This window comes from Robertmurraya sp. GLU-23 (assembly GCF_052983275.1).
Window position 1 is genome coordinate 91,664 of the sequence record NZ_JBRKCV010000008.1, and the last position, 23,831, is coordinate 115,494.

19 protein-coding genes are annotated in these 23,831 nt (G+C 39.4%); 2 read left to right on the top strand and 17 right to left on the bottom strand.

The annotated features are described in order from the left end of the window. Window positions 1–83 precede the first annotated feature (83 nt). The 7 genes from ACVBAX_RS14340 to ACVBAX_RS14370 form a co-directional block, all read right to left on the bottom strand. Complete coding sequence (locus ACVBAX_RS14340; protein ID WP_447117590.1) at window positions 84–332, bottom strand: hypothetical protein; 249 nt, start codon at window positions 330–332, stop codon at window positions 84–86. A 134-nt stretch (window positions 333–466) separates the two neighbouring features. After that, on the bottom strand, window positions 467–1,759 hold the full coding sequence (locus ACVBAX_RS14345) for a sensor histidine kinase (RefSeq protein ID WP_447117591.1): 1,293 nt from the start codon (window positions 1,757–1,759) through the stop codon (window positions 467–469). Window positions 1,760–1,802: 43 nt separating this feature from the next. Then, entirely contained in the window at window positions 1,803–2,483 is a 681-nt protein-coding gene (locus ACVBAX_RS14350; RefSeq protein WP_119706577.1) for a response regulator transcription factor, read from the bottom strand. Between the two features lie 233 nt (window positions 2,484–2,716). Beyond that, window positions 2,717–3,481 (bottom strand): DeoR/GlpR family DNA-binding transcription regulator, encoded by a 765-nt coding sequence (locus ACVBAX_RS14355; RefSeq protein ID WP_447117592.1) that lies wholly within the window; start codon window positions 3,479–3,481, stop codon window positions 2,717–2,719. A 145-nt stretch (window positions 3,482–3,626) separates the two neighbouring features. Beyond that, window positions 3,627–4,880, bottom strand: coding sequence for an L-rhamnose isomerase (rhaA, locus tag ACVBAX_RS14360; protein WP_447117593.1), 1,254 nt, complete (start codon window positions 4,878–4,880; stop codon window positions 3,627–3,629). A gap of 18 nt (window positions 4,881–4,898) precedes the next feature. Beyond that, the gene (rhaB, locus tag ACVBAX_RS14365; RefSeq protein WP_447117594.1) at window positions 4,899–6,320 is read right to left on the bottom strand and encodes a rhamnulokinase; all 1,422 of its coding nucleotides are present in this window, start codon (window positions 6,318–6,320) and stop codon (window positions 4,899–4,901) included. Between the two features lie 555 nt (window positions 6,321–6,875). Then, entirely contained in the window at window positions 6,876–7,844 is a 969-nt protein-coding gene (locus ACVBAX_RS14370) for an AraC family transcriptional regulator (RefSeq protein ID WP_447117595.1), read from the bottom strand. A 258-nt stretch (window positions 7,845–8,102) separates the two neighbouring features. Between ACVBAX_RS14370 and ACVBAX_RS14375 the strand changes: the two genes are divergently transcribed. Then, window positions 8,103–8,690, top strand: a complete 588-nt coding sequence (locus ACVBAX_RS14375) for an ECF transporter S component (protein WP_447117596.1) — start codon at window positions 8,103–8,105, stop codon at window positions 8,688–8,690. Window positions 8,691–8,864: 174 nt separating this feature from the next. On the opposite strand, the gene ACVBAX_RS14380 is transcribed toward ACVBAX_RS14375, so the two are convergent. Both ACVBAX_RS14380 and ACVBAX_RS14385 read right to left on the bottom strand, forming a co-directional pair. After that, window positions 8,865–9,446, bottom strand: a complete 582-nt coding sequence (locus tag ACVBAX_RS14380) for a DUF4256 domain-containing protein (RefSeq protein WP_447117597.1) — start codon at window positions 9,444–9,446, stop codon at window positions 8,865–8,867. Window positions 9,447–9,587: 141 nt separating this feature from the next. After that, complete coding sequence (locus tag ACVBAX_RS14385; RefSeq protein WP_447117598.1) at window positions 9,588–10,418, bottom strand: hypothetical protein; 831 nt, start codon at window positions 10,416–10,418, stop codon at window positions 9,588–9,590. Window positions 10,419–10,581: 163 nt separating this feature from the next. On the opposite strand from ACVBAX_RS14385, the gene ACVBAX_RS14390 reads away from it, so the two are divergent. Next, entirely contained in the window at window positions 10,582–11,400 is an 819-nt protein-coding gene (locus ACVBAX_RS14390; RefSeq protein ID WP_447117599.1) for a mechanosensitive ion channel family protein, read from the top strand. Window positions 11,401–11,446: 46 nt separating this feature from the next. Here the strand turns inward: ACVBAX_RS14390 and ACVBAX_RS14395 are convergent, their stop codons facing one another. The 8 genes from ACVBAX_RS14395 to ACVBAX_RS14430 all read right to left on the bottom strand — a co-directional run bounded on the left by ACVBAX_RS14395 (window position 11,447) and on the right by ACVBAX_RS14430 (window position 23,736). Next, on the bottom strand, window positions 11,447–12,328 hold the full coding sequence (locus ACVBAX_RS14395) for an ROK family protein (protein WP_447117600.1): 882 nt from the start codon (window positions 12,326–12,328) through the stop codon (window positions 11,447–11,449). Between the two features lie 218 nt (window positions 12,329–12,546). Beyond that, the gene (locus ACVBAX_RS14400) at window positions 12,547–14,115 is read right to left on the bottom strand and encodes an alpha-L-rhamnosidase-related protein (protein ID WP_447117601.1); all 1,569 of its coding nucleotides are present in this window, start codon (window positions 14,113–14,115) and stop codon (window positions 12,547–12,549) included. Then, a complete protein-coding gene (locus ACVBAX_RS14405) occupies window positions 14,096–17,035 on the bottom strand; it encodes a family 78 glycoside hydrolase catalytic domain (RefSeq protein ID WP_447117602.1) in 2,940 nt (979 codons plus the stop codon). The genes ACVBAX_RS14400 and ACVBAX_RS14405 overlap by 20 nt, the downstream gene beginning before the upstream one ends. Window positions 17,036–17,122: 87 nt before the next feature. Further along, window positions 17,123–18,007 carry a carbohydrate ABC transporter permease gene (locus ACVBAX_RS14410; protein WP_430776211.1) on the bottom strand — a complete coding sequence of 295 codons (885 nt, stop codon included), beginning with the start codon at window positions 18,005–18,007 and terminating at the stop codon, window positions 17,123–17,125. Next, complete coding sequence (locus ACVBAX_RS14415; RefSeq protein WP_447117603.1) at window positions 18,007–18,873, bottom strand: carbohydrate ABC transporter permease; 867 nt, start codon at window positions 18,871–18,873, stop codon at window positions 18,007–18,009. Before ACVBAX_RS14415 ends, ACVBAX_RS14410 begins: the two co-directional genes overlap by 1 nt. Before the next feature lie 80 nt (window positions 18,874–18,953). Then, a complete protein-coding gene (locus tag ACVBAX_RS14420; protein ID WP_447117604.1) occupies window positions 18,954–20,270 on the bottom strand; it encodes an ABC transporter substrate-binding protein in 1,317 nt (438 codons plus the stop codon). A 237-nt stretch (window positions 20,271–20,507) separates the two neighbouring features. Then, the gene (locus tag ACVBAX_RS14425) at window positions 20,508–21,980 is read right to left on the bottom strand and encodes a response regulator (RefSeq protein WP_447117605.1); all 1,473 of its coding nucleotides are present in this window, start codon (window positions 21,978–21,980) and stop codon (window positions 20,508–20,510) included. Continuing rightward, window positions 21,958–23,736 (bottom strand): sensor histidine kinase, encoded by a 1,779-nt coding sequence (locus tag ACVBAX_RS14430; RefSeq protein WP_447117606.1) that lies wholly within the window; start codon window positions 23,734–23,736, stop codon window positions 21,958–21,960. Before ACVBAX_RS14430 ends, ACVBAX_RS14425 begins: the two co-directional genes overlap by 23 nt. Between the last annotated feature and the right edge of the window lie 95 nt (window positions 23,737–23,831).

Here is a 23,831-nt window from a genome sequence, read left to right on the forward strand (position 1 = left end):
TCCTTATTTTTGTTTTCACTTTTTTTCGATGAACCTACAGTAACCCTCCAATATGAACTGAATATGAACACAAGTAATATTTTTTACCAACCTGTTTTTAACAGGGTACCTAAGACAAGCAGAACCGAGGAGACAACGATGACACATAAAACGATGATGATCCTGCCCGGTAAATCCGGTACTTTCAAATGGTCATAAATGAACCACAAAGTCATTCCCAAAGTGAGGATGGCCAGGCTTCTTCTAAAATAAGTTGCTAAATCAATTACCCAATTTGAAGAAAAGATGATTGAAAGAAGTAATGGTAAAAAAAGAATTTTTCGAACCTTCATACTAAAGCCCCCTTTCTTAAAAAACCCGCTAGTGAGTGGCTATGAACTGTATGATAAATCCTCTATATGAACTGAATATGAACGCAAATAAAAAAAGAGAAAGGAGTAAAAATACTCCTTTCTCAGTTATTACTTTATTTATAGTTGGGGATTGTCACGATAAACTTCGCCCCTCCCGAAGGACTTTCAGCCACTTCTATATGGCCATGATGTAAATCAATAATTTGTTTTACAATCGATAATCCTAGCCCGTTTCCTTTGATCGAAGGATCACGGGACTTATCAACCTTGTGGAAAGGCTTAAAAATATCCTTTCGTTCTTCTTTTGGTATCCCCACACCATTATCACTAAACGAAACAGTGATTTGATTATTTTTGGCAGTAGCTTCAATAAAAATATTCCCTTGAGCTGGGGTGAATTTAATACTGTTATTAATAATATTCATCCATACCTGTTTCAGCTGATCCTCATCTGCCTCTATAGTTATCGGCTCTAGCTGAATATCAAACAAAATGCTTTTTGCAGACCATTGTGGTTCTAGACCAATTACTACACTCCGCAACTGCTCATCTAAACGATAAGTTACCAAGGTAAGCTTATGTTGGTCATGCTGCAAATGAGAAAGGTGAAGCAGATTTCTTCCAAGGCGTGATAACCGTTCGCATTCCTGTTCAATGATTTTCAAATACCGATTCCGAGTTTCCTCATTTACTTGCTTTTGTTGTAATGCCTTTGAAAATCCTGAGATGGAGGTGAGCGGTGATTGAATTTCATGGGAGACATTGGCTACAAATTCCTGACGCATTTGATCAAGCTTCCCAAGTTCCCTTGCCATTTCATTAAAACTGGTACTTAAGATTCCAATCTCATCCTTACGTTTTGTTGGGAGTTCAATTTTAAAATTCCCTTGCGCCATCTTCCTCGTTGCTTCGGTTAGCCGAACAAGAGGATTCACGACATAACGAGCACCAATGATAATCAATAGACTTCCTAAAAAGAGAATAAAGACGTACATGAAGTGAATCGAATTCATCGTTTCCTCTTCCACCTTATTTCTCTCTACGCTGATAAATAATGCAAAGGACTCACCATTATCCGAAAAGGGAATCCCCACGACCGGGACTTGAATTTCTCCTTCAAAGATCTTTTCCTCTACTCTCCCTGAGAGAACGGATTCTACATCTTTTGTTTCAACCTTCAAGTCCTCATCGAGTAGAGGAACCCCCTCCTGATTATATAGCTGAAGCCTACTTCCAATTGTCCCTGTAAATGTTTGAGTAAATTGCACTACATCGTCAGAATTAGAAGTCTCATAGAGTTCGATCACCTTTTCACCATTTTCGAGTAGGATTCGGCGAATCTCCTTATGAATAACATCTTTATATAAATAAGTCGTTCCCAGATAGGCAACAAACAAACTAACCATCACAACACTAACAAAAATAACGACAATACGAGTATAAAGCGACTTAATTGCGATACACCTCCAATCGATACCCGAGACCACGGATGGTTACAATCTTGAAATCAGATTCAAACTCCGCAAATCGTTCCCGAAGCCGCTTGATATGAACATCAACTGTCCGCTCATCCCCCTCATAATCTATGCCCCAAATCTGTTCAATAAGGTTGTCACGTGTGAACAGCTGACCTGAATAGCTGCCCAGCTTATAAAGTAACTCAAACTCCTTCATCGGAATGGTTACCCTTCGTTTATCTGGATAGACAATATGATAGGTTTTCCGGTCTAATTCAAGCTCTCCAAGCTTAATCACATGAGAGGCAGAAATTCGATAACGCTTCAGCAAGGCTCTTACCCGCATCACAAGCTCCAGTGGATCAAAGGGCTTTACTAAGTAATCGTCGGTTCCAAGCTTAAAGCCCTTAATCTTATCCTGAGCTTCTCCCTTTGAGGTAATCATTAAAATCGGAATATCCCCAAGCTCCCGAAGCTCCTTGCATAGCCCCCAGCCATCTAATTTTGGCATCATAATATCGAGAATAACTAAATCGAGAGGATTGTTTTCCGCATACTCCAACGCGTCCACTCCATTCGCCTTCTCCACAATCTCAAATCCCTCATCTTCCAAATATAATCGGACAAGCTCCCGAATAGGAGACTCATCATCAACCACCATAATCTTAGCCAATCAACATCCCCCCTACCTGACTGGTTACTATCTATTTTTCTAGGTAACTTTATTTTATGAACGATCTTGTAGGTAAATCGTAAATAATTATCCTATTTCCACCTATACAACGCAATATATTTTTGAAATATTTCCCAAATATAGAAGGTCGGTTCTACCGGTTCATCTGGTACGACCATTTAAATAACTTCTTTGTAGTAAAAAAACAGACCTAACTTGGTCTGTTTTTCATCTTATATATTTACAAATATTAATTTAACTTCCTTTTCTTCAAGCCTCTCTTTTGTCCGATCATCCATGTTTGAATCGGTAATAATGCTATGCACGGCTGATAAGGAGTTTATTTGCGAGAAGGCTCTTTTTTCAAACTTGCTGGAATCCGCCATTAAGATCACTTTATCCGCAATCTGGATCATTTCTTTTTTTAATAAAGCTTGCAATTCATTCGTATCACTAAGTCCCCCATCGGGATGAATCGCCTTACATGAAAAGAACATTTTGTTCACATGGTACATTTTTAAAGAACGTTCTGCTAAAGGACCCACATATGAAAGAGAAATCGGCATCAGGTTTCCACCTGTTGAGATGACTCGAATTTGTTCCTTTTTACTCAGCTCTAGGGCCACTTTAATGGAGTTTGTTAATACCGTTAATGGCATGTCTGGAAGCTCTTTGGCCATATACCAAGCGGTGGTACTCGCATCAAGAACGATCTGGTCCCCAGGCTCCACCATTTTTACCGCTTCTAAAGCGATGGCACGCTTCTCAGATGCTCTCGTAATTTCTCTTTCCAAATAAGAAACTTCATTATCTTCCTTTTCAATACTTACAGCTCCACCATGACTTCTTTCCAAAAAGCCATCTTTTTCTAATTTTTCAAGATCTCTCCGAATGGTCTCTTCCGTTACTGAAAAAATTTTGCTCAGTTCGGACACTCGTATACTTAAGCGTTCATTGACTAGATCAACAATTTTCCTCTGCCTCTCAGCTACCAGCACAAACGTACACCCTTCCCCGATCGAACGTTGATTTATATTTGATTATTTTTATTTTTATGTTAATTTCATGTTAAATTATAGCATAATCTTTGAAAAACAAAAAGATAGTAGACCCTCACAAAGGAAGATCTACTTATCTTTTTTGTTATCTTTTTGATAATACTTCTGTTTCGTATGATTTTACTTCTTCTAACCAAGCCTCTTTTACAGGCACACCCATTTGTTCACAATAGTAATCCCAAATGGCTCCGAACGGATAGGTTTTGAATTCCTCCATTAATGCCAATCTTTCGGTAAAATTGCCTTCTTCTTGAAGCTGTTTTAATTTTTCGTTTGGTACAAGCATTGCGTATAACAATGCCTTCACCATATTTCTTGTTCCGATTGTCCAAGCCGCTACACGGTTGATACTTGCATCAAAGAAATCAAGACCGATAATCACTCGATTTAGGGCATCGTTACGAACAATTTCAAGGGCAATTTCTTTTAGTTCATCATCTAAAATCACGACATGGTCACTATCCCAGCGGACTGGTCTTGATACGTGAAGAGCTACCTTGTCACTATATAAAAGCATGGAAGAAATTTTGTTTGATACCGTTTCTGTTGGATGGTAGTGACCTGTATCAAGCAAGCAGATTTTATCATTCTTTAGTGCATATCCTAAGTAAAATTCGTGAGAACCGACCACATATGATTCAGAGCCAATTCCAAATACTTTGCTTTCTACGGCATCCAGATTGTATGACTCATCAACAGGTACAGCGAAAATTTTATCCAAAGAATCTTTTAAACGTTGTCTTGGTGTCAATCTGTCACTAGGGATATCTTTGTAACCGTCCGGAATCCAAATATTTGTTAAAGCTGGAGTTCCTAGCTCTTTTCCGAAATACTCTCCGATTTTTCTACTTCCAATACAGTGATTAATCCAAAATTCACGGATCTCTTCATCTGGATGTGATAGGGTTAATCCATCGGATGCTTTTGGATGTGAGAATAGTGTTGGGTTATAATCTAGCCCCAATCCGTGTTCCTTCGCCCAAGCTACCCAATTTTCAAAATGCTTTGGCTCTAGTTGATCACGTTCTACTACTTCCCCATTCGTTTCTGCATAAATCGCATGAAGGTTTATACGATGCTTACCAGGAATAAGGGACAGTGCTTTTTCAAGGTCGCTACGCAATTGCTCCGGTGAGGTTGCCCTTCCAGGGTAGTTGCCTGTTACATCAATTCCTCCAGAAAGCTCACTAGGGTTCACTTCAAATCCCGCTACATCATCCCCTTGCCAGCAGTGGATGGAAATCGGTACTTGCTTTAATTTTTGTAATACGTCTTCAACATCGATTCCCCATTTTGCGTATGCTTGCTTCGCTAGTTCAAAGTTTTCCTTTATAGTCATAATATTCTTCCTCTCCAATTATGAGTTTGCTACTGATTGAGTAGGTTCGTATTTTTTCACTTCAAACGATTGTTTGATGACAGAACGTGCTTCCTGTAAATCCGTAAATTCACCTAATGCCATCAATTGGGCTACGATATTACCAATGGCTGTTGCTTCAATCGGTCCAGCCACCACTTCCTTATTCGTCACGTCCGCGACAAGCTGATTCAGCATTTCATTTTGACAGCCACCACCGATCACATTGATCTTGTCGAAGGATTTTTCAAAAATGCTTTCAATCTCTCCGATGGTTTCTTGGTAGCTTGACGCTAAGCTATCATACACACATTTTGCGACTTCTCCTGGTGTACTAGGCACCCTTTGTCCCGTTTCGATACAATAGTTCATAATTTCTTGAATCATATTTTCTGGCTTTAAGAATCGATCATCGTTGACGTTTACGATTGATTGGAAGTCTCCTGCCTCTTCCGCCAGTTCTACCAATCTAGCGAAGGAGTACTCATGATCGTAGTTTCGCTTGACCTCTTGAATCATCCAAAGTCCCATAATATTTTTCAAGAAACGGAAGCGATAGTCGATACCACCTTCATTGGTAAAATTGTAATCTAGCGCTTTTGTGACACAGATAGGGAAATGATTCTCCGTCCCCATTAACGACCATGTTCCTGAGCTAATATAAATGGTACTTTCCTCTTCTGGTACAGAGATCACCGCCGATCCGGTATCATGTGTGGCAGGGAGAATGACGTTCACGTCGAAGCCAAGTTCTGCTACTAGCTCTTCCTTCAAGTTCCCAAGAATTGTCTTTGGCATCTGAATTTCATGGAACATGTCCTTATTTATGCCTAATATATCTAGCAGCTCGTAGTCCCATTTTTTCGTAAAAGCATTGACTAGCTGCGTGGATGTTGCGTTTGTATATTCGTTCGATTTTTTCCCTGATAGTAAAAAGTTCAGATAATCAGGAATCATTAAAAAGGATTTTGCTTTTGCTAAGATGTCTGGATGGTTCTTTTTCAGTGAGTAGAGCTGGTAGATCGTGTTGAACTTTTGAAATTGGATACCTGTTTCTAGATAAAGGCGCTCCTTTGAGATTAGTTCAAACACCTCTTCCATCATGCCGTCCGTTCGTGGATCACGGTAGGATACGGATTCTGTAAGTGGCTCGTCGTTTTCGTCTAGAAGGACAAAATCAACCGCCCACGTGTCAATCCCGATGCTATCTGGTTGGATCCCAAGTTCATTACACTTTTTTAATCCTGTTTTGATTTCATCAAACAGTCGTTCAATTTCCCAGCAAAAATGATTCCCTTTTTGCACAATCTTATTTTCAAATCGATATAATTCACGTAACTGTAAATGTCCATTTTCTCTATGACCTAACATTAACCTTCCACTTGATGCACCAATATCAACAGCAATACTGTACTTGTTCATCCTCAACGCCCCTTTTGCTGTAACCGCTTACGATATTACTATCATACTAGATTCAGAGAAATATCCTATAACGGGATTTATTTAATTTATTGACCTTATTTGCAAGAAAAGCGGAGCCGACTGTTCTGACCCGACAAGCATAAGCTTAAATTAAATAGAAAGGCCAATTTTTCATGAAACACAAAAAAAACTGGCAGATATTCATTCGGCCAGTTCTTTTTTGTTGCTCTAGAAGGTTATTTTAACGAAATTCGAACAAAACTTTTACCCATCAAGCTCCATTTCTGATGCTTATTTGCGATTTTTAGGATATATTTGCGATTCTACAAATTTATTTGCGATTCTGAAATTTTACTTGCGATTCTACAAATTTATTTGCGATTCTGAAATTTTATTTGCGATCCTACAAGTTTATTTGCGATCCTGAAATTTTATTTGCGATTTATCATCCTTATTTGCTATTACCAAAGTTTATTTGCGATCCCGACCTTTATTACCCCTTGTCCTCAATCTCCAAATCCCATAACCCAATAAAAAAACAGCTGAACACAAAGTTCATCTGCCCTTCAGCTCCACTCGATAGTCCTTGGGAGTTTTTCCATATTTGCTTTTAAAAATTCGGTAGAAGTAGCTCATGTTATCGTAGCCAACTTCATCAATGATTTTTGTAATCGGCATTTCGGTTCTCTCTAGAAACTCTCTCGCTTTCGTAAGTCTCTTTTCTTGTAAAAGCTCCTTAAAAGTATACTTCGTCGCTTTCTTGATTTGCTTGCTGACCGCGTAGTGAGGCTGATTTAATTGCTGAGCTAACTCATAAAGAGAAGCATTTTGATAGTGTTCATCAATATACTTCATCGTCTCTACAAGAATATAGTGATGTTCGGAGCTTAGTTCATTTTGCTTTAGTTTATCTGTGTGCTTTAAAAGCTCTATCATTAAAAGTCCCATATAAAGCTTTAAGGTCGACTCTGAAAATAACGATGGTTCCATGATTTCATCCATCATCTTCTTAATTAACTCTTGAATGGCCTCCACATGTGTAACTGCAAAGTACAAGTATTGTCCATTCTGCGTGTGATTATAGAGACTGTTTATAATAAAGTTACTCATTAAATTGGTGGAGGATAAATAAGAAAAAATGAAATCAAAGAATTTTGGCTGAATAATAAAATTAATGATAATATCCTCTTTTGCACAAGCTTCAATCTCATGTTCAATATGCTGGTTCAAAAATAAAAGCTCGCCCTGCTTTAAGTGGACATTCTCTGTTCCAACCTTCTGCTTTAACTCACCATGAAACACGTAATTAATTTCGATATAATTGTGACGATGCTTGGGAAAATCAATAAATCGGGTATGCTTTCTTAGCATAATCATCTCGTTTGGATTTAAGAACTTTTCACTTTCAATAATAAAAGACGTTTGATTTGTATAAAGGTCCTTTTTGATTTCACTACTTTGCTCGAGAATCATCTGTTCTTCTTCTGTCATTTCCATCAAGGTTGCAAGAAGATCATTTCCCATATTACACCTCATGAACGTGAATTGTGTTGTCTTTAGTGTAATATAAAAGCTTTCAGGGATAAACATAAAGGGTTCCGGTTTGAGGTGCTATACTAAAAAAATGAACCTTTATGACGGTCATTTTGACATCAGAATTGGCATATAAAAAAGCAAAACTCGCCCCAACTAGAAAAAAACGCTCTTTAGTCTGTCCTCCTATTGTCTCTTTTGTGTAGAATGAAAATGAAGAATATATTTTTTGTTAAGAGGAGTTTATTCATGAACAAAAAAAACAAGACATTCCGCATGGTCCTATTAGGGATGCTTTCTGCCATCATCATTATTCAAACGACCATCCCATTTTTAGGATATATCCCGATGGGACCGCTTAGCTTGACGATTATTCAGGTAACGGTCATTACTGCAGCAATCGTCCTCGGAACGAAGGAAGGAGCCATTGTAGGCGGCATATGGGGAATCATCACGTTCATCAGGGCATTTGTCGCCCCGACAAGCGTAATTGCACCCATTGTTTTCACGAATCCGCTTGTATCCGTTTTGCCTCGGATTTTAATTGGTGTGGTTGCTGCATATGTGTTTCATCGATTACTCAGTGGAAAGCTCAATGAAACAGTAAGAATGAGTGTTGCCGGTGTGCTGGGATCTTTAACAAATACGTTTTTAGTTCTTGGATTCATTTATTTATTTTATGGGGAGCCCTATGCGAACTTTTTGAAGTTGGATATGGAGCAGCTCTTGCCTGCACTCCTGACTATAGTCGCCACTAATGGAATAACCGAAGCGATTCTTTCAGGTGTGTTAACGCCGATTATCTCAAAACCGTTATTAAGATGGAGAAAAAAATAGCAGCCTCGGCTGCTTAAGCTGTCGACAAACTTATGTGTTTTAAGTTTGCGGCAGTCTTTTATTTTCGGTTGGTCAGGAAGAGGGAAAACCAGCTCCACTAATAAAAACGGGAGATGTGGTAAATATCTCACCGAATCCTCCTTCTCCATTTGAATGTAGCTGTCTATGCTAAATTTAAACTCTTAGCGAGCCGCGAAATCCTCTGGCAGCATAGTAAGATTCGGCACCGTTATGATATACGAAGACATGTCCAAAGCGACAGTCACAAAAAAGGGCCCCACCGAGTTCTCTAATAGCAGAGGGTGTTTGTACCCAGCTCGATGTTTTCAAATCAAAATTCCCAAGCTTCTGCAACTCTCGATATTGTTCCTCTGTTAATAGTTCGATGCCCATGGCAGACGACAAATCGATTGCGCTATTTTCGGGTTTATGATTTTTCCTTGACTCTAACGCTTCACGGTCGTAACAAACACTTCTGCGACCTTTAGGACTTTCCGCTGAACAATCATAAAAAATATATTCGTCCGTCTCCTGATCATAACCAACCACATCCGGTTCACCGCCGGTTCTTTCCATTTCATGAAGCGACCACAGTTTTTCCATGTTCATTTCCAGCTTTGCCTGGATTTTTTCCCATTCAAGACCTTCGTGACGCGTTATATTTTTTTCAAAACGGGCTTTCAATACTTTTAGTAATTCTTCACGTTGTTCTAGTGACAATTCCTTATTATTACTGATGGCATTTCCACTTGTCATATTCATCCCCCCTTATTTTTATACTTTATCATGGTTTAAGATATATAAATATTAGTTAAATTTGTTTCCCTTTAAGTTAATATTTTAACACTAAGAAAGATCGCCTCAGCGATCTCTATCTTTAACTCAAGCACCATTCATTTAGGCTAGTGATTTATTCCATTTTTGTAGTATATATAGTGATAAATGAGAAAGAAATCTTACAGGAAAAACAAATGCCCAATAATTACCTTTCATTTTTAAATACTTCCATTTTATTAAATAGGTGTCCATTATTAATATACTAAGGATCGGAATGATCTTTAATTGATTGTTTTTTTGTTCTGAAAAAAACATCGTTAAAAATGTCTCAAAAGTAATGTAAACCTTCATAAAAGAGTAGTGATGATACCAAGGATGAATGGTTAACCTAACAGGTTTAAATCTGAACTTTTTTAATACGGAAAGTAAAAATAACAAATTCATGTAAATGACGTGGAAGGTATTGTATTGAGTCATTTTTAAAATGAACTTGTTTCCTTTTTTCAACTCTTTATACCAAACATCACTTATGAAAAAAAAAGTAAAAATGGAGAGCGTAGTGTATATGGTATGCCACCATCTATTCTGAAAAATTTTTATCTTAATAAAAAGTCTTTCAATCAACATAAAATACATTGAAAATAAAAATTTAATCTTCCACCCTAGCTGAAAAGAAGAAATTAGTATGGCAACCGTTGGAACAAACAATCCTTGAGACAAAACAGATCCAAACGAGTTATCTTTTTCTTTATTTTTAAGTAGATTCGTTTTATATTTATATGCTTTAAATATATATAACGGATACTCGAAATAATAGGCTAAACCCACTATAGACAAAAATGTGAAGAAAATCGTTTTTCTTTCTTTCTTTTTATAAAGAACATAAAGCAGAAGAAAAATATGAGAAATAATGAGTAACATATAATATTTAGAGTTTTGTTTTTTCTTCATCTTCACATGTCCTCTCTTCAATGTGGGAATTTCTACTTTATTATCTTTCTCAAATGAATAATACCCCATTCACAAGCCTGCTTTTTAAATTTTCATCCGATAGGAATTTTTTCTCCTTTTCCACATTCCTTTGGTATAGTAAAAGAAGTGGAGGGTTGATAAAATGTTTTCCTTGGAACTATTCGAAAAATTGCCCGTAAGGATTATTATAGTGGCAGTGCTGATTATTCTTACCGTTTATTTAATTCGTAAATCCATCCGGCTTTTCTTTGATAAAACGAGCTTTTTGGATGAAAATCGTGAAGAGACCTTGATGCATTTCGCGTATCAGGTGACAAAATTAATGGGACTGGTGTTTTTCTTTATTTATGCGCTCAGCCATTTCTTTGACCTGACTAGGCTTGTTACTGGTTCGGTCGTAGTAGCCGGTGCCCTGGCACTGATTTTCCAGCATATTATCCGGGATTATATCATGGGGCTAACGTACTTGTTTGAACGTCAGATTCATCACGGAGATTATGTGATTATCAATGGAAATCATCAGGGGAAAATCGAGGAAATCAGCATGCGCCACCTGAAAATTCGCCAGTTTGATGGTTACCTCTATTCGGTTTCCTATAGCAACATTAATGAACTACATAACGGGAGCAGGGGAAGGCGCCGGGTGAACGAAAGCCTTGTTCTCAGCTACAGGCAAAATCCTGACGACGCTTTTAAGGTCATGGAAGAAGTCGCTCGAATTTGCAACGAGAAATACGGAGAATTCTTGTTGAAGGATGAGCATGGTGTTCCCGTAGAGATCTTCAAATTTAACCAAATCACTGAGTTAAACATTGATTTCAGGGGTCACAGGTACTCCATATCCGGACTTGTGAAGGAAGCCGACCTCGTTGAAGCAAGCAAAAAGGTAAGGTATGAATTGGCCATGGCTGCCTATATGAACAATTTGGAGATGGCAGAGAACCTTCAGACTGGCCATTAAAACGCAATAAAAAATAGGACGTATGCCAATACATACGTCCCTTATATTATTTGTTCATAAAATGATACACCGCACCAATCAGCCCTGCATCATTTCTATGTTTACATGGAGCAATTTCCACTTTTAAAAACTTCCACCACTCAAGTTCTTCTAGCTTTTCTTGGATTTGTTCAATCAACCCTTCTCTTGCACTTACTCCCCCACCAATTAGGATCTTCTGTGGATTTAGAGTCACTGCTAAATTAAAGAGTCCGAAACTAATATGCTCCAACCAGTCATGAATTAATTGGTCCACCTCTTGATTTTCAGCAGCATCGGAGAAAATGGACTCTCCCTCAACTTTTACATCCTTTTCCAAGCCCTTATACTCTCTATACCTTTTGATCAGGCTAGTGGTAGAAGAGTTGGTATGCAGCATTTCTTTCCCCTTTACATCTGCTTGTGTTAGCATAAAGCCAAATTCACCACCGCGGAACGTGTGGCCATGGACGATCTTACCATTCACCATGATCCCCCCGCCAATTCCTGTGCCGATCGTATAGCAAATGAAGTCATCGCAGCCAACGGCATTTCCGCTCCATCTTTCCGCTAACGCCGAGCAATTTCCATCATTCTCAATCTCCACTCGTAAAGGAACCCTAGCTTCAAGGAGCTCCTTTAGATTTCTTCCGTCCAAAGCGATAATGGCTCCTGCTCTTTCGGCGAACCCGGTGCTTGGGTCAATGAAGCCCGGAAGGCTAATGGCAACGCCTTCCACTTCATGAGCTTCTTTATATTCCGTAATCTTTTTGACCATATCGGCCAAAAATACCTCTAGGTCATCACAAGTAGTCGAGTAGCTTCCTTTTGTTACAATCGTTCCGTCCTCAAGGACGATCCCGTGCTTTACCTTTGTTCCACCCACGTCAAAAGAAATATACTTTTTCATCTTCTTCTCCTTTTAGTTAAAGGCTCTTTTCTTAATCTTTGTTGCTTTTGGGATATAAATTTATTAATTGTGCTAAGTTTCCGGAGAAAACATCATAAATTTAATAAGAAAAGAGCCTACAAACTAAGTTCTTAAGCGCAAAACAGCTTTTTCTACGTTAAAATCGGCTTTAAGATTTTAACAACACTCTTTACGAAAACAGCCTATCCAAAAGCAACTTATAGATGATATTTACGAATCAAATACGTTGGTGTGCAGCTCCAAGCATGACAATAGCTGTTGATTAGATGACTTCCGTATGGGGAGAATTCTTTGTCTTTCGGGTCATACAACTCCCAAAACGTATCGGCACCATCTTCAATCATTCCACCCCAGTAGGTTTTCATCTCAGAAATGGCTAGCTCTTTTTCTCCCGCAATCAGTAATGCCTCAATAAAGTGATGATACATATATGGAGTAGCGATTCCTATTTCTGGTTTCTCCTCTAACAAATGCTTCATCAATTGCTTACTTTCTTCTTCTGTTACGACACCAGCTAATACCATCCAGATTTGACTTGCCCATGATACTTGTCGATCTGCCCCACTCACAAAAAACTGTAATTCCGCGTCCCATAAATATTTCTTCGTCGCCTCCACAATTTCCTGTAAGCGCACAGCAAGAATCTCTTTTTCTGATAATTTCAATTCCTCTGCCAAAAATATCGCTTGCTTTATTGTATAGATTAAAATCGCTTGAGAAGGAGTTTGCTTATTTAACCCCTGCTGCCAATCAATAAAGGACCACCACTCTGCAGAATCTTCTAAGATATGATTTTTATCTAATCTTTCAAGAGCCAGTTCCACTTGACGGTAAGCAGTAGGCCATAATTCTGTTAATGTTTCTTTGTCTCTTGTGGCCAGATAGTAATCATGCAATGTTGATAAAAAGAAAAGTGAGTAGTCAAATAAAAAGGTATCATCTGCAATTAACTGTGGTTCTATAAATACATTGGCTGATACCTTTCCTTGATCATTCGGTACACCGGCAAAAAGATATAAACATCTTTTGACTAAATCATTCGTCCCAAACGTTTCATAGTTGGCTAGAGCCTGCAAACGTAAATCCCCTAACCAAAGACGGCGGTCACGCTTCGGTCCATCTTCAAACACGTCCTGCATACAATCCGCTAATGTTTTAATACTTACTTCATCCATTTTTTGTAACATAGAGTCTGGATGTCCTAAGGCTTCGACCGCTTCCAGATCAGCCGACGTGACGGCCCTACATTCAATATCCTCAAACATAACTTGGTATTTTGGCGAAGTGGCTAGGACCTCAAACTTCACGTATCTAAAAGCATATCTGCGTGGAAGAGCAATCGTTGCAGGCAAGACATCTACAAAAATGGTCTCCTCCTGTAGCCAAGCACTGCTTAACCAGCCATCATAATTCTCAAAGGGCTCTCCCATTTCTACTGGCATTTCACCAATCGTTAGCTTTAGTTTCAAAGGGGCATCTGGAGGACTTCCAACCGGACGAACCCGAAAGTTTAGGTAACCCACTTGGTGGTCCCCAAAATCAACGATAAACGAATCACCTTTCTTGAATTCTTGCTTTTGCAATTCATCAATGGAGGATACAGGTTCCACTTTCCAGCCATGCATAACGCTTGGATCTGGATTGACCTCTATTAGTCTTTCAGGTTTCACTACACTACTTTTTAATTCAGGCTTCAAACGTTCTGCTTCCTGGATAAAACGTTCATTTTTTACAACGACATGATTCTTAAGCTTTTGAGTACTCATGATTACTCTCCTTTTTTCCAGCTAATATAGTTTCATTAATTTCTTGAATGATTGAATGTAAATCTTTTAGTTGAATCGTTGGTTCCTTGGCGAAACGAGTTAGAGTATAAGCCTTCATATGTGAAAAAGGCCCGATTTTTTCTGATATTCCTGGAGAGTGCTTCTCTAATACTTCCATTGCTACAGAAGAGGAAAGAAGGTCTAGCACTCTGGAATTCTTTGTAAATAGATCCAATCTTCCCATTCGGTTTGGATACGTAAAGGAATATACGCCTGAACGGACTTCAATTCGAACATTCCCGTCCTGATTTTCCACCTGTACGACTCCCTCCGCCTGGACGACTTCCATGTTATTTTCCGTTAGATCATCACTATGAACATTCGGTAACACAATGGTCGCCGTCGTATTGGCAGGAATTTCAACCCGTACGTTGATTTCATCCTTCGTCCATTCCCATGCCGAGACAATTTTTCCATATAAGGACTGGTGCTCCGCTCTAGCATATGTCAACTTCCCACCAGCAAATTGAGGACGAATCAGAATCTTTTTATAGGCCACATCACTTTCATCCATATCAAGTCCGGCTACTCTACGGTACATCCAATCACCAATGGCTCCATATGCATAGTGATTAAAAGAGTTCATATCATCACTCCAAAAGCTACCATCTGGCTTGATGCTATCCCAGTGCTCCCAAATGGTGGTCGCCCCTTTTTTCACTGAATACAGCCATGATGGATAACTATCTTGAAGTAATAGTTTCATAGCGGTATCATGGTACCCATTTTCGGATAGAGCAAAGCATAAATATGGTGTGCCAACAAAGCCTGTTGTTAAATGGTAGTCATTTTCGATGACTAGTGTATTTAAATCGGAAGCGACTCGTTTCTTCGTTTCATCTTCTACTAAGTCAAAGGCGAGAGCGAGTACATGCGCGGTTTGAGTAGGAGAAGCGAGTCGTCCAGTTGGAGAGATAAACTCTCGAACAAACGTCTCTTTGATCTTTTTTAATAGACTGCTATATTCTGCCGCGTCCTCATACCTTTCCAGTACAATCGCACTGTTTCTTAAAATTCTTGTCGAGTAAGCATAAAAAGCCGTGGCGATGAAGTCTCTCGGAGTGGCTCCGACATAGCTGTTTTCCTTTGCATCCAAACCAAGCCAGTCTCCAAAGTGAAAGCCCGTATTCCATAAGAATTCGTTCTCCCCCTGTTTCCGAATGTATTCGACCCATGCTTTCATGCTGTCGTATTGATCTTTAAGCACACTCTTATCTCCATACACCTTATACACGGTCCAAGGACAAACGGTCGCCGCATCTCCCCAAGCAGCGGAAGAGGAATTTCCTCCCATTAAGTTAGGCAAATCGGGAATAACAAACGGAACGCCTCCGTCCTCTAGCTGATCGGCTTTCAGATCTCTTAACCACTTTTTGAAAAATGGAGCCCCTTGGTAGTTATAAAGTGCCGTTCGTATAAAGACCTGCGCATCCCCCGTCCAGCCAAGCCTCTCATCTCTTTGCGGACAATCAGTTGGAACATCCACAAAATTCCCTCTTTGTCCCCAGACAATGTTTTTCTGAAGTTGATTCACGAAAGGGTCTGAACAAGTAAATTCACCCGTTGCTGGCATATCTGAGTGAATGACCTCTCCAGTAAATTGACTAAGATCTAGACCGTTTTCTTGATTTGGATAACCCTGAACTTTTACATATCGAAAGCCTTGGAAAGTGAAGTGTGGGGCATAAGTTTCCACTCCTTCTCCTTTTGTGATATAGCTCACCCGCTGCTTTGCTTTTCGTAAATTCCCGAAATAAATATTGCCGTCCTTATCCAAAACCTCTACATGCTCTAAAGTTATGATGGTTCCCTTAGGTGCTTCCACATGAAAGCGCATGCGTCCGACCATGTTTTGGCCCATATCTAGTACGGTGTCACCTGCAGGTGTGACAAATACATCCACTGGACGAAGCGTTTCAGTTACTCTAGTTGGCCAGTTTTCTTGAGACACCAGGTTCGAAAAAGGTAACTCGATACTTACGCAGGTAGCCCAATTGGTATCATCAAACTCAAACTGGCTCCAGCCTGCCTGTTCAAAGCGTGCATCATAGGCTTCTCCATGGTATAACTCGGAAGATAAAATCGCGCCTGTTGAAGCCTTCCAGGATGGATCGGTAATGATGACTTCTTCTGTACCATCAACATACTTGACGTGAAGCTGCATTAGGAAGGCTCGCTGGTCACCAAAAATATCTCTTTTATTACTCCAACCTAAATTCCCTTTATACCAGCCATCTGCTAGCAGTACACCTACCGCATTTTCTCCCTCTGACAAGAGCTCAGTTACATCATACGTTTGATACTGCAGTCGAGTTTTGTAACTCGTCCAGCCCGGTGTGAGTAGATCTTCAGTTATTTTCTTTCCATTGATATACGCCTCATATAATCCAGCTGCTGTCGCATACACTCGAGCGGAAGCAATCTCTTTTTCCAAAATAAATGCTTTCCTTAGTTGAAAAATCTCCTCTGATTGAGGATCCATCTTCGTTTCGTCTGGAGTAATCCAGCTAGCTTTCCACTCCTGATGATCAAGGAACGCTGTTTCCCAACTAGAGACCTCACTCCAATTGGATTCCCGATTGTAGTTATCCCACACCTTAACTCGAGTAAAGTATAGAGTTCGAGACTGAATCGGACCTGAATACATGAGCTGAATGGATTGATCAGATTCTATTTTTCCCGTATCCCAAATACAAGTTTCAAAGTTTTTAGAGGTTGATACTTGTACCTGATAGGCCGTCTGAAACGTAGCACGCCGATCAGATTCCAGCTGCCAACTGACGGATGGATTTTTCACATCGATCCCTATAGGATTTTTCCGATACTCACAAGTCAGATTTGTAACTTTAAGCCCAGCCATTCTTTTTCCTCCTTTTAATAAAAAAACAAACCCCACTAATCCTTCACCTTCTGTTGGACAAGTAAGATTTGTTTTTCAGCATCCTTTCTACTTCACAGCTCCTGCGGTCATACCTGCTACAATTTTCTTATTGAAGAAAATAAACAAGATAAGTGGTGGAATCGAGATTAATAGAATATTTGTAAATAACAAGTTCCATTGTGTATTGTACATGCTTGAGAAGTTATAGAGCGTTAACTGTAACGTAGCGTTTTCAGCACCTGGGAAGAAATATAACGGGTTAACAAAGTCGTTATACACTCCAACAGCTGTAAGTACGATGACGGTTGCTGAAACTGGTTTTAACAATGGCAAAATAATGCTAAAGAACAAGCGCATTCTTCCACAGCCATCAATCAGTGCCGCTTCATCCAGTTCCTTCGGAAGTGTTGCCATAAATCCTTTATAAAGCAAAATGGTGAATGGTAGGTTCAGTGCTACCTCTACTAAAATAATGCCCGGCATCGTTTTAAATAGTCCGATTCCATCAAGAACCCAGATCGTTGGTACGATCGCTGGTGGAATAATAAGTCCAGCCAAAATCAAAAAGTTGAAAAATGGTGACATTTTGCTCGTACGACGTTGGAGCACATATCCAGCCATGGCCCCGACTAAGATGAGAATGGCAATTGAAAAACCAGTGATCATCATACTATTGAAAAAGGCTCTTACGATCATTCCGTTTTGAGCGGCCATTACCGCTTGAATATTTTCGATTAGTTGAAACGAGCTTGGAAGGTCCATATTTAAGAGAGAGGACTCTTTTGTATCCTTACTCGCATTCACAATAACAAAGTAAAACGGAACTCCGAATATAACTAAAGACAGGATGATCGCTAATATTTCACTGAACAACTTCCTTACTGATTTTCTCTTCCTGGTATTTGTCCGAAATGGAGTATCGGCTTTTACTGCGATCTGTGTTTCACTCATTATAAGTCCACCTCTTTCTTATTCAAGAATGCATATAATGGGAAGGCAAGAGCTGAAACAACAACAAACAAAATCACGTTTCCTGCTGTGGAGAGACCGTAAAAGCCACCTTGATATTGCTTATAAATAATAGAAGCAATCAAGTCGGTACTAAATCCAGGGCCGCCCTTAGTCATTGCCCACACTAAATCAAATGAACGTAACCCACCGATAAAGGCTAGAATAATAACAGAGTTCATGGCTGGTCTGCTTAATGGCACAATGATATTCCAAAACTTATGGAACGAGTTTCCACCATCAATGGCTAGTGCTTCATAGTAGTCCTCTGGAATAGACATGATTCCTGCGATAAAGATGACGGTTGCCATCCCTACCCCTTTCCATACATCTACTAATGCAACAGATAGTAGAGCAATCGTCGTGTCTCCTAACCAATCTGGCCCTGTAATTCCTACAATCTTCAACGCCGTGTTAATAAGCCCTTGAGTAGGATGCATCATCATCGCAAACGCCATCCCAACAGCAATCGTACTTAAAAGAGTTGGAAAGAATACCATAGACCGTACAAACCCGATCGTTTTTAGCTTTTGACTTAAGAATACACCTAGTAAAAGTCCTAAGATTACCTTTAACGTGCAGGTCACTATTGCGTAAATGATCGTATTTTTAAAACCAATGTTTAACGATGGTTCTGTTAAAAAAGTGATGAAGTTTTCAAGTCCGATAAATTTCCAATCTGTGAGGGTCCACCATGTCATACTAAAGAAAAACGACATAATAGTTGGCAGTAGGAAAAACACGAAGTATATAATTCCTGCGGGCAATAAGAAGTAATACGTGTACGAGCGATTGGTAAGCTTTGTCATAATGTATTCCCCTTTTCTAGTCTGGTTAGATTAGAAGCCCTGTCGGGAATGACAGGGCCTCATCTCATTTAACCAGCTGATTACCAGCCTTCAAGGCCAAGTTGTTTTGCTTGTTTTTCAACGTCTTTATCGTATAGTTCAGCTCCAGCTTTTGCGTCAGAAATACCGCTTCCTACTTCAACAGCAATCTGTGGAAGGTTTGGACCCTTTACTGGGCTTAAGAATTCAAGAGCAGGTGCTGTTTTTCCAGATTCGAAGAATGGCATCATGTCTTTAACAGCTGGATACACATCTTCTGGAAGTTCGATATCTTTAATGGCAGGCGGTCCATCTGGCTTAATTTTTGAAGTGTAAATGTCAATTCCCTCTTGTGAAATAAAGAACTCCATCCACTTCTTAGCTTCATCGACATGTTCGCTGTTTTTATTGATATAAATACCGCCTGGTAACCATACCGTTAATCCATTCTCATCAGCACTTTCGCCTGGCTGTGGGAAGAAACCAATGTCATTCAATTGTTCCGAATAGTTAGCAGATAGCATAGGTAAAGCGAATGTTAACATTGGATAGTGAGCCCCTTGACCTTCAGCTAACATCTTTAATCCTGCTTCGTAGCCTGTAGCAAGGAAGTCTTCATTTAAGTAGCCACCCTCAAACACCTCAGCTAACTTTTCAAAGCTTCGAAGAGCCCCTGGAGTATCAGCAATTTTTGCTTTATTAGCTGTGAAATCCTCTGGAAAAGTCGGATGCTGTTGAAGGACATTATAGTTGTCAGCAAGAACGATTAACTGTGATGTCCAAGAATCTTTGTAACTACCAATTACAGCAGTCTTACCGGCTGCTTTAATCTTCTCATTATTGGCCATTAGTTCATCCCATGTTGTTGGAACAGAAAGACCTAGTTCGGCGTAAACCTTTTTATTATAGAACCATCCACCCGCCATCACATTGGCACTTGGAATTCCAAACACTTTTCCATTCGATGATAGTGATTCTTTGGCATCATCTATAATCGTTTCAACAAATGGTTCATTTGTAATATCAACAAAATTTTGCTCTGGGTTTAACGCTTGGAATAGAGAACCAGAGTTGTATGCCATTAAGTCTGTCATGTCTCCTGTTGCCAGACGTGTTTTAACTAAATTGTCTCCTTCTCCTCCACCAGGGCGCAATTCATATTCTGTCTTAATGTCGTATTTTTCTTCAATCGCATCTGTTACCGCTTTCATTCCATCCAAGTTAGATTGATTATCCACGAGGATGGTTAGCGTCACTTGTCCTGAATCTTCTTCTTTTTCTCCTGAAGCACTGTCGTTGTTGCTGCTGCAGCCTGCCATAATTCCTGCGAATAACGCAGCACTTGATAGCACGGCAAAAATTTTCTTTTTAGCCTTCATCTTTTAACTTCCCCCTTATATATAATGATGACCTAAAATCCAATGACAGCTGTCTCGCTTCCTTGTAGGAAGATCAGATTCTATTTTTATGTTTTCCTAGGTTGTTGTCCTTGGATCTATCTTTATTGTAAGTGCTTTCATCAGGTTTTTTAATTGTCTCATTTTTTTGATTACGTCCGTATTTTTTGTTTATGTATGAATTTTTCGCACAAAATAGTCCTGTTCCATGGAACAAGACTATTTTATTTCCTTAAATTGACCTGGCTTGATCCCGACATGCTTTTTAAAAAGCTCGGAGAAATGTCTATAGCTGTGATAACCAACTAACTCACTTACCTCCGCTACTTTTTTCCCCTCCGTCAAGAGCTGCTTCGCTTTTTCCATTCGTAAATGAGTTAAGTATTTGATATACGACTCACCCATCTCTTCTTTAAATAAGAGACTAAGATAGGTGGCGTTCATTCCTACATGCTCGGAAACCTCTTGTAGCGTGACATCTCTTGTGTAGTTGTCTTTAATAAATGTACAAGCACGCTCGATTGCCTCATGCTTATATGTAGAACGAATATTAATAGAGGCATGAATAATTTTTTCTAGTTGATTGTAAAGCCATGAATACATTTCTTCCTTTGTTTGTAGCTTACGAATTTCATGATGTGGCATGTAGTCCGGCCAGGTTTGATTGGGATCGCAGCCTGTTTCCTTTAAGACTTCAAGACCGAGATAGACAAGCTTTAGCACATCTCGTTCGATCACGTCAGGGTGAAGCTTCTTTCGGTCCAGTTGGGTGATTAATGACTTCAACTGTTCGAACAATCCTTCCTTATCACCCGTCCGGATATGAAAGATAACCGCTTGTTCGTGCTTGGACAGATCGGTGCTATGACTAGGACTTTCACCAATATCCTCAAAGCGATACCACTCGAACTCATTCATAAACTGGGTATATCGAAGGGCGTGAAGAGCCTCGTGATAACTTTTATGAATATCTAATATATTTGTATACGTCTTCCCCGAGCCAACAGCCACTCCCATATGCTCTGACCAGTTCAACAAATGGTCCCATATATTCTTTAAATCCTTCACCAAGTGAAAAATCACTAATAAGTTCTCCGTACCATTTTGAATGACAACAATCCGATGATCTTCGTTTGTGTCTGGTGGTGGGACGACCGATGAAAGAGCAAGAACGGTCACACCTTTAAGCATTTCGGCGTCTTTCCCAAACCGTTCCTTCCACTGTAACTCATTGCCTTTGCCTAACAAGAACTGTAGGGTCTCTTTTTCTAGTCTTTCTTTTTGATTATAATCCTTTAGTGAATTCACCGTTTCATGGTGGTTTATTCGACTAATTGTTTTTTCTAACGCTTCTTTGATCATCGAGATTGTAATTGGCTTCTCCAGATAATCCACGACACCTAGCTTTAAAGCTCTTTTTACATATTCAAACTCATTGAATCCACTGAACACGATACATTGCGTGTCAGGATCATCCTTTAAGATTTCTTCAATCACTTGTAAGCCATCTCTCCCAGGCATTCGTATATCAGTGAAAACGATGTCCGGCCGATGATTGCGGAAAATCTCTAGGGCCTCTTCTCCATCAGCAGCGGTCCCCACTAACTCGACACCATATTCAGACCAGTCAATCATTCGTTCAAGACCTTTTAGCACGATGTACTCATCATCAAATATTACTGCCTTCCGCAAGAGTTTGACCCCCTTTATTTTCTCTAAAACGAATTTCTACACAAGTTCCCTCATTCACCTTACTATGCACCGTTAACTCACTATCTTCCCCGTAGCATAAATATAAACGCTCGCGAACATTTTGCATGCCATAACCATTTCTCGTCAATTCCAAATCAGCTATTCCTACACCATCATCCCGAACGGTAAAAATAATCCATCCGTCCTCTAATTGGCCCGTTAACGTGATGGTTCCTTTCCCTACCTTTGGCTCAAGACCATGATAGATGGCATTTTCCACTAATGGTTGAAGAAGCAATTTAAGAATCTCTTTATCTAGTAACTGAGGATCAACTTCCTCCACATACAAAAAACGATGATTAAAGCGTAAATTTTGAATCGTTAAATAATGCTTAATATGTTCAAGTTCCTTTGAAACAGGAAGCATATCTTTTCCATTATTTAAACTGAGCTTAAAGGTTTCTGAGAGAGCAACGGCCATTTTCGCCACTTCATGATTATTTTCTAGTGACGCCATCCAGTACATCGAATCTAGCGTGTTATATAGAAAATGCGGCTTAATTTGTGCTTGTAATGCTCGTAGCTCCGCTTCTCTTTCCTTAAGTTGCGACCTGATTAACTCCTCATTTAGCACTTTATTTTCACCCGTTATTTTTTGAAACGTCTGACCGATGGCTCCGATTTCATCTGTTGGTGCATCTGTTTCCGAAGGGTGCAAGAGACCACTTGTCCACTCTGCTGCCATTTTCCTTAACCGAACCATAGGATTGGATAGTGTTTCCGATAATAAAAACGAGAAGACAAATGCAACAATGGCGATAACTGATGCAATCGAAATCGTCACATTCCGTATTTGATTGGATTGCTTTAACAACTCTTTTTCGTTAATCACATGTGAAAAAGTCCAACCAGTGATTCTGTTTTTATAATCTGTAACGATGTATCCTTGATTTTTCAACTCGTCCAATGGAGAAACCTCTCTATTGGACAACTCCTCTACCTGAAAAGAACTGGGGTATCGGTAAACATTCCTGTAAATTCCCTGTGAATCGTCTAAAATCAGAAAGGCACTATTGTCACTCTTTTTAAACACTCTCGAAAATATCGATTGATTAATATTCACAACTAGTAATCCTGTCGTAGTGGGATCATAGAATTCCCCTGGGTCTTTCAGTAGCTTTACAGATGAAAAAGTCTTACTTGATTTATTTCCTTGTAACACATTATAGCCGTAGAAAATAGCTTTCCCATCCTTTTGGACCGCTTCCTTATACCACTCTGTATCTCCAATGTATTCATGAAAGCCACCATTTCCATATCTACCATAGCTCTCGGACTTCCCATAACACATTCCTTGAAAATTCACATTGAATATACATACCGAGTCGATATCTTGCGTATCTATTAAACTACTAGCCAAGTGATCCTGTAGCCTTCGCAGCGATCCGTTGTCGACCAATCTTCCCCCTGCCACATCAAGGGTAACACTTTCCTTTAAGTCTTTTTGGACGTCCTTATTCCATGTAATAATTCGTTCCATATTAATGATGTTACGAAATAATAAGTCCGCCACCTCACTCGACGTCTCTAAATGGTTTTGTATCGTTTCCGTCTGGTTTCGAATCAATAAATCCTTTGTAATATTAAAAGAGACAAAACCTAGACCCATTAATGGACCAATGGAAAGAGCTAAAATTAAGATGAAGTTTCTGTACCGGTATTTTTCGTTTTTAACTTTTCTAATAAGCGCTTTCATTTTTATCATCACCTTTTGAGCGAAGAAGTTGTCGAATCTTTTTAAGTAACTATAATACATAGATTTCGGGAATGCTATCGTTTTTTTAATAAAAA

Coding starts and splice junctions, on each gene's coding strand:
- ACVBAX_RS14340 (WP_447117590.1), bottom strand. CDS start 332: ATGAAGGTTCGAAAAATTCTTTTTTTACCATTACTTCTTTCAATCATC.
- ACVBAX_RS14345 (WP_447117591.1), bottom strand. CDS start 1,759: ATGGTTAGTTTGTTTGTTGCCTATCTGGGAACGACTTATTTATATAAA.
- rhaA (WP_447117593.1), bottom strand. CDS start 4,880: ATGACTATAAAGGAAAACTTTGAACTAGCGAAGCAAGCATACGCAAAA.
- rhaB (WP_447117594.1), bottom strand. CDS start 6,320: ATGAACAAGTACAGTATTGCTGTTGATATTGGTGCATCAAGTGGAAGG.
- ACVBAX_RS14370 (WP_447117595.1), bottom strand. CDS start 7,844: ATGGGAAATGATCTTCTTGCAACCTTGATGGAAATGACAGAAGAAGAA.
- ACVBAX_RS14375 (WP_447117596.1), top strand. CDS start 8,103: ATGAACAAAAAAAACAAGACATTCCGCATGGTCCTATTAGGGATGCTT.
- ACVBAX_RS14380 (WP_447117597.1), bottom strand. CDS start 9,446: ATGACAAGTGGAAATGCCATCAGTAATAATAAGGAATTGTCACTAGAA.
- ACVBAX_RS14385 (WP_447117598.1), bottom strand. CDS start 10,418: ATGAAGAAAAAACAAAACTCTAAATATTATATGTTACTCATTATTTCT.
- ACVBAX_RS14390 (WP_447117599.1), top strand. CDS start 10,582: ATGTTTTCCTTGGAACTATTCGAAAAATTGCCCGTAAGGATTATTATA.
- ACVBAX_RS14395 (WP_447117600.1), bottom strand. CDS start 12,328: ATGAAAAAGTATATTTCTTTTGACGTGGGTGGAACAAAGGTAAAGCAC.
- ACVBAX_RS14400 (WP_447117601.1), bottom strand. CDS start 14,115: ATGAGTACTCAAAAGCTTAAGAATCATGTCGTTGTAAAAAATGAACGT.
- ACVBAX_RS14405 (WP_447117602.1), bottom strand. CDS start 17,035: ATGGCTGGGCTTAAAGTTACAAATCTGACTTGTGAGTATCGGAAAAAT.
- ACVBAX_RS14410 (WP_430776211.1), bottom strand. CDS start 18,007: ATGAGTGAAACACAGATCGCAGTAAAAGCCGATACTCCATTTCGGACA.
- ACVBAX_RS14415 (WP_447117603.1), bottom strand. CDS start 18,873: ATGACAAAGCTTACCAATCGCTCGTACACGTATTACTTCTTATTGCCC.
- ACVBAX_RS14420 (WP_447117604.1), bottom strand. CDS start 20,270: ATGAAGGCTAAAAAGAAAATTTTTGCCGTGCTATCAAGTGCTGCGTTA.
- ACVBAX_RS14430 (WP_447117606.1), bottom strand. CDS start 23,736: ATGAAAGCGCTTATTAGAAAAGTTAAAAACGAAAAATACCGGTACAGA.